General features: G+C 45.1%; 6 protein-coding genes and 1 pseudogene. 4 read left to right on the top strand and 3 right to left on the bottom strand.

The window, feature by feature from the left end:
* Positions 1-261, bottom strand: a pseudogene (locus tag VIM72_RS04230) (hypothetical protein); the annotation flags it as partial.
* A gap of 138 nt (positions 262-399) precedes the next feature.
* Between VIM72_RS04230 and VIM72_RS04225 the strand changes: the two are divergent.
* Genes VIM72_RS04225 through VIM72_RS04215 form a run of 3 tightly spaced genes read left to right on the top strand, consistent with a single transcriptional unit; the run spans position 400 to position 2,406 of the window.
* A complete protein-coding gene (locus VIM72_RS04225; protein WP_332001618.1) occupies positions 400-1,092 on the top strand; it encodes a 3'-5' exonuclease in 693 nt (230 codons plus the stop codon).
* Between the two features lie 25 nt (positions 1,093-1,117).
* A complete protein-coding gene (gene holA / locus VIM72_RS04220) occupies positions 1,118-2,113 on the top strand; it encodes a DNA polymerase III subunit delta (RefSeq protein WP_332001617.1) in 996 nt (331 codons plus the stop codon).
* A 23-nt stretch (positions 2,114-2,136) separates the two neighbouring features.
* Positions 2,137-2,406 carry a hypothetical protein gene (locus VIM72_RS04215; RefSeq protein ID WP_332001616.1) on the top strand — a complete coding sequence of 90 codons (270 nt, stop codon included), beginning with the start codon at positions 2,137-2,139 and terminating at the stop codon, positions 2,404-2,406.
* On the opposite strand, the gene VIM72_RS04210 is transcribed toward VIM72_RS04215, so the two are convergent.
* Positions 2,403-3,341 carry a bifunctional riboflavin kinase/FAD synthetase gene (locus VIM72_RS04210; protein ID WP_332001615.1) on the bottom strand — a complete coding sequence of 313 codons (939 nt, stop codon included), beginning with the start codon at positions 3,339-3,341 and terminating at the stop codon, positions 2,403-2,405. The two genes, VIM72_RS04215 and VIM72_RS04210, sit on opposite strands and share 4 nt — an antisense overlap.
* A gap of 137 nt (positions 3,342-3,478) precedes the next feature.
* Between VIM72_RS04210 and VIM72_RS04205 the strand changes: the two genes are divergently transcribed.
* The gene (locus VIM72_RS04205) at positions 3,479-4,654 is read left to right on the top strand and encodes an AIR synthase related protein (RefSeq protein ID WP_332001614.1); all 1,176 of its coding nucleotides are present in this window, start codon (positions 3,479-3,481) and stop codon (positions 4,652-4,654) included.
* A 389-nt stretch (positions 4,655-5,043) separates the two neighbouring features.
* Here the strand turns inward: VIM72_RS04205 and VIM72_RS04200 are convergent.
* The coding region (locus VIM72_RS04200) for an energy transducer TonB (RefSeq protein WP_332001613.1) at positions 5,044-5,409 on the bottom strand (366 nt) is incomplete at its 5' end.

The raw sequence follows: 5,409 nt of genomic DNA, 5'->3' as shown, positions 1-5,409 counted from the left end.
GTTCTGGGATACCAGATCATCCAAGCGGGCATTGGCCGCGTTATATTCCTGCTGTAGCGCATCGCGGGAAGAAGAGATCGAATCTATCTGGGTGTTTTTTTGAACGATTTGCTCGCTGGATTTATTTTTGTCATATAACATATATATCCAGGTACCGGCTAATGCTGCAATTAAAATACCGTAAATTAGACCATTGCGGCTGCGTGGTTTTTCTGGTCCGGGTGATCCCGGTGCAGGTGAATTAAAAGTGTTCTCCGTCATAGTTGTGAGTTTTATGTTTATTGTTATATGGTTAAAAATTGTTATTCAAAAGTACTTATAATATTCTTATTTTATAAATAGCTATAAAACTGTTTTTCAATTGTGCTTCCAAATATTGCGTTAGATCAATTATTACTGTTGGACATAGAAACAACACCGGCGGCTCCAGCTATAGAGCACTTATCTGAAGATATGCAACAGCTCTGGCGTGAGAAAATGGCAAAAACTGCGCCAGTTTCAGGAAACGATGATTCAGCATACGCCGACAGGGCCGGCATCTACGCCGAATTTGGAAAAATTGTATGTATTTCGGTAGGTTTTTTCAGCCTGGAAAATAACAGGTACCAGCTAAGGCTGAAGTCGTTTTGTAATGATGATGAAGCAGTTGTGCTCTCCGGGTTTTTAGAATTAATTAATAAATTTTATGCGAAATATCCCCGGTTCCAGTTTGCCGGGCATAACATCAAAGAATTTGATATTCCTTTTATTTGCAGGAGGTCTGTTATTCATCAGTTATCTTTGCCACAACCTTTACAGCTGCATGGATTTAAACCCTGGGAAGTTCCTATGCTGGATACCCTGCAGCTGTGGCGCTTCGGGGACTTTAAACATTACATCTCCCTGAAACTCCTGACCGCTGTAATGGGTATTGATACGCCCAAAGACGATATAGACGGCAGCATGGTAGGCAAGGTATACTGGGAGGAAAAGGACCTGGAACGTATTGCCACCTATTGCCAGAAAGATGTACTGGCGGTTGCACAACTGTTGTTGAAATTCAAACGGTTACCGGCATTAAATCCGGAAGATATCATCATCGTAAAAAAATAGTCGTAAGACGAAAAGCAATATAATAATGGAGTACCAGGACATCATCAGGGATTGGAAGCAACAGAAATTCAAGTCATTATACTGGCTGGAAGGTGATGAAGATTTCTTCATTGACCAGGTAACCAGTTATGCCGAACATGAACTGTTGCCGGAATCGGAGAAAGGCTTCAATCTCACCGTTCTTTATGGAAAAGATACGGATTGGACCCAGGTGATCAATGCCTGCCGGAGATATCCCATGTTTGCAGAAAGACAAGTGGTGCTCCTGAAAGAAGCGCAGGCCATGCGCGACCTGCTGAAACTGGAAGCGTATATAGATAACCCGCTTACTTCCACCGTGTTTGTAGTGGCGCATAAGCAGGGCAAAATAGATGGCAGGAGTAAAATGGCTAAGCTCATAAAGGAAAAAGGCGTATTGCTGTCTACAAAAAAAATGTACGATAACCAGCTGCCTGGTTGGGTGGAAAGTTACGTAAGCAGCCGGGGGCTGGCCATTTCACAAAAAGCGGCTATTCTCCTGGTAGATCATATCGGCAACGACCTGTCGCGCATAGCCAATGAAATAGATAAGCTGCTGGTAAACCTGCCCGCTCAGAAAAAGATTGATGAAGCGGATATTGAAAAGTATGTGGGCATCAGCAAGGAATACAATGTGTTTGAATTGCAAAACGCCCTGGGACAGAAAAATACTGACAAAGTATTCCGGATCGTATCCTATTTCGCCGCCAATCCCAAAGCGGCGCCCATTCAAATGACCTTGCCGGCCCTATATAACTTCTTCGCCAAAGTAAACCTCATTTTCAGTGTAAAAGGAGGGGAGAAGGAAGTAGCTTCGGCGCTCGGTGTGCATCCTTTTTTCGTAAAGGACTACATGAATGCTGCCCGTCAATATGGCCCGGATGGCACAGAGAAAGCTATTTTGCTGTTACATCAGTATAACCTGCGGAGTATAGGCATTAACGATAGCGGGGTGGAAGACGGGGAACTGATGAAAGAGCTGATGTATAAAGTGATGAATTAAGAGAACGTTTATAAACCGTTTCAATGTCTGTTGAGATAAAAAAGATATTCCGAACGCTGGTGGGTATTTTGTTTTTCTTTCTGAGTAGTTTTTGTGCATTGGTTGTACTGATCAATACTGTTACCATTAGCCATGGAAGTATCCGCGTGGATCTCAAAATGGATATTTACAGGGCATTTTCCATGTGCTTTTATGTAGTAGCATCCGCCTTTTTTCTGTGGCGTGGTGTCCGCTTAATAAAACCTCCTAAAAAACGAAAAGAAACGATAGATTTCCTGGGCGAAGAATTCTAAGCTCCCGCCAGTATTTCCTTTGCCTGTGCGGAATCTTTATCCATCTGCGCTATCAGCGCATCTATATTATCAAACTTCAGGTTGGAACGGATATATTCCACAAAATGAACGGTTAATTCCTTCCCGTAAATATCTTCATTAAAATCAAAAATATGTACCTCCAGGCGCAGGTCTGTGCCATTGAAAGTAGGGCGGAAGCCAATGCTCATCACCGCCGGCAATAATTCACTGCTACCGCTGAGTTGCGCATTTACAGCATAAATACCTTCGGCAGGGATCAGCTTTCTTTCATCATTAAGATGCAGGTTAGCGGTGGGATAACCCAGCTGCCGGCCCATTTTATCGCCATGTACTATGGTGCCGGTGAGAAAATAGGTGTAGTGCAGTAGTTCATTGGCCAGCCGTATATTGCCTTCCTGCAGGCTTTTGCGGATTTTAGTAGAGCTAACAGTAAGGTCGTGCACTACCTGCTGCGGAATTTCCATCAGGGTAAAGCCATATTGTTGCTGTTCGGCTTCCAGCAATTCAAGCCCGCCTTCCCGGTTATGGCCAAAGCGGTGATCATAGCCGATAATAATAGTATGTGGCTTGAAACGTGCTACCAGGAAGTCTTCCAGGTAACTGCGGGCGGCCATTTCAGAAAATGCTTTGGTAAATGGTACTACCACCAGGTGATCGATCCCGGCGCGCTCCAGCAAAGCAATTTTTTCGGGTAAGGTAGTCAGTAAGCGGATGTTATTAGGTGTAGGCTGTAATACCTCACGCGGATGGGGATCGAAAGTAATGATCACGGTTTCGCCTCCGCAGGCAGTGGCAGCCTGCTCCAGTTGCTCAATAATGAAGCGGTGGCCTGCATGTACTCCGTCGAAAGTGCCTATTGTGATAATAGCATTACGGAATTCCGGTAAGTGGTCTAAGTCCCTGTGAACCTGCATATAAATCAATAACTATCAAAATCGCCGTGCAAATCTAACACATTCGGCGGGCATTCTGCATGGAATCTGTTACTTTTGCAGCCTGAAGAGCATCTTTATTTAGTTTATTTTTTATTTACATATTTATTTATTTCCCGGTGGATAATAATATTTACGCCAAACGTGGTGTTTCAGCAGGTAAGGAAGATGTGCATAATGCCATTAAGAATATTGATAAGGGCCTTTTTCCTAAAGCATTCTGCAAAATTGTACCCGATATTTTAGGCGGCGATGAAGCCTATTGTAATATCATGCACGCAGACGGAGCAGGTACCAAATCCTCCCTGGCTTACATTTATTGGAAAGAAACCGGGGATCTGGGCGTATGGAAAGGCATTGCCCAGGATGCTATTATTATGAATATGGACGACCTACTTTGTGTAGGCGCTACCGACAATATCCTTCTTTCTTCCACTATCGGGCGGAATAAGCAATTACTGCCCGGCGAAGTGATCGCCGCCATTATCAATGGTACAGAAGAAATCCTTGCAGAACTGCGGAATCATGGTATCAGTATCTATTCCACCGGTGGAGAAACTGCCGATGTAGGCGACCTGGTACGCACTATTATCGTGGATTCTACGGTTACCTGCCGCATGAAACGCGAAGACGTGATTTCCAACGACCGGATCCAGGCGGGGGATGTGGTGGTAGGACTGGCCTCTTACGGGCAGGCTACCTACGAATCCGAATACAACGGCGGCATGGGAAGCAATGGCCTCACCAGCGCACGGCATGATGTATTCAATAAAGCGGTGGCGGAAAAATTCCCGGAAAGCTTTGATCCGGGTATTCCTTACGACCTGGTGTTCAGCGGTAAAAAATCACTGACCGACAAAATAGATATCCCTGGCTTTGGCACCATGGATGCAGGTAAGCTGGTGTTATCACCCACCCGTACGTATGCGCCGGTAATCAAAAAAGTGTTGGAGCAATTCCGGCCGCAGATCCATGGCATGGTGCATTGCAGCGGAGGCGCCCAAACCAAGGTGCTGCATTTTATTGAGAATCTGCACGTGATCAAGGATAACCTGTTCCCGGTACCTCCGCTGTTCAGCCTTATCCAGGAGCAATCAGGCACCCCGTGGAAGGAAATGTACCAGGTGTTCAACATGGGCCACAGGATGGAATTGTATGTGCCGGAAGCAATAGCCGCAGATATCATCAGCATCTCCAGGAGCTTTAATATTGATGCACAGGTGATAGGCAGGGTAGAAGCAGCAGCAGAAAAGAAAGTAACAGTGAAAGCGCCCGCAGGAACTTTTGTGTATTGATCCTGATAATTTTTTAAAATAGAAGTCCCGGTCGCCACTGGCCCGGGATTTTTTATGGATTTTTGGGATCGCTTCATCTGTAGAGAAAAGATCGACAGCACAGGTACTATCAGGAACGCACATACGATAGGCGCTCACAAAGGATATGGCTTAGAAGAAGAAGCGTTACGGGTAATTAATAACATGCCTGCCTGGAAACGGAGCAAAACATGTACGCAGCAACCGGTAATGTATAATTTACCGATAAGATTCATTCTCCCGAAATCCTTCAAAAATCCAAATGATCCAATCAAATAAATCAGTATAATCAGCGTAATCCTGAGTCAGACAACCTTCGCAGACAAAAAAGCCCCGGCATACGCCAGGGCCCCTGATTGTTTATAGTTGTGTTAATTAGATAAACTAAACCTGATAGGAAGGTTAAACTGTACCGCCACCAGCTGTTTGTTTTGTTCGCCTGGTTTCCATTTGGGCATGGCCTTAACCACCCTGATGGCTTCGTCTTCCAGGCCATAGCCTTTCTTTGCACCTACTGTTTTCACATCACGGATGCTGCCATCTGCTTCCACAATAAACTGTACGAAAGTGGTACCGCTAACCTTGGCTTTCTGCGCCTCTTCGGGATAGCGGATATTTTTATTGAGATAGCGTGCCAGTGCATCTTCTCCTCCCGGGAACTGTGGTGGCTGTTCAACGAAGGTGAATACTTCATTGTTGTTGTCCTGGCGGAAAGTAATGGTTTCACCGGAGGGAGC

It is taken from the genome of Chitinophaga sp. (assembly GCF_036569185.1).
Classification (GTDB): domain Bacteria; phylum Bacteroidota; class Bacteroidia; order Chitinophagales; family Chitinophagaceae; genus Chitinophaga.
This window is presented reverse-complemented; position numbering and strand designations above follow the sequence as displayed.

What these genes read in the sequence shown, in the direction of transcription:
- holA (WP_332001617.1), top strand. Translation starts at nt 1,118, where the DNA reads ATGGAGTACCAGGACATCATCAGGGATTGGAAGCAACAGAAATTCAAG.
- VIM72_RS04215 (WP_332001616.1), top strand. Translation starts at nt 2,137, where the DNA reads ATGTCTGTTGAGATAAAAAAGATATTCCGAACGCTGGTGGGTATTTTG.
- VIM72_RS04210 (WP_332001615.1), bottom strand. Translation starts at nt 3,341, where the DNA reads ATGCAGGTTCACAGGGACTTAGACCACTTACCGGAATTCCGTAATGCT.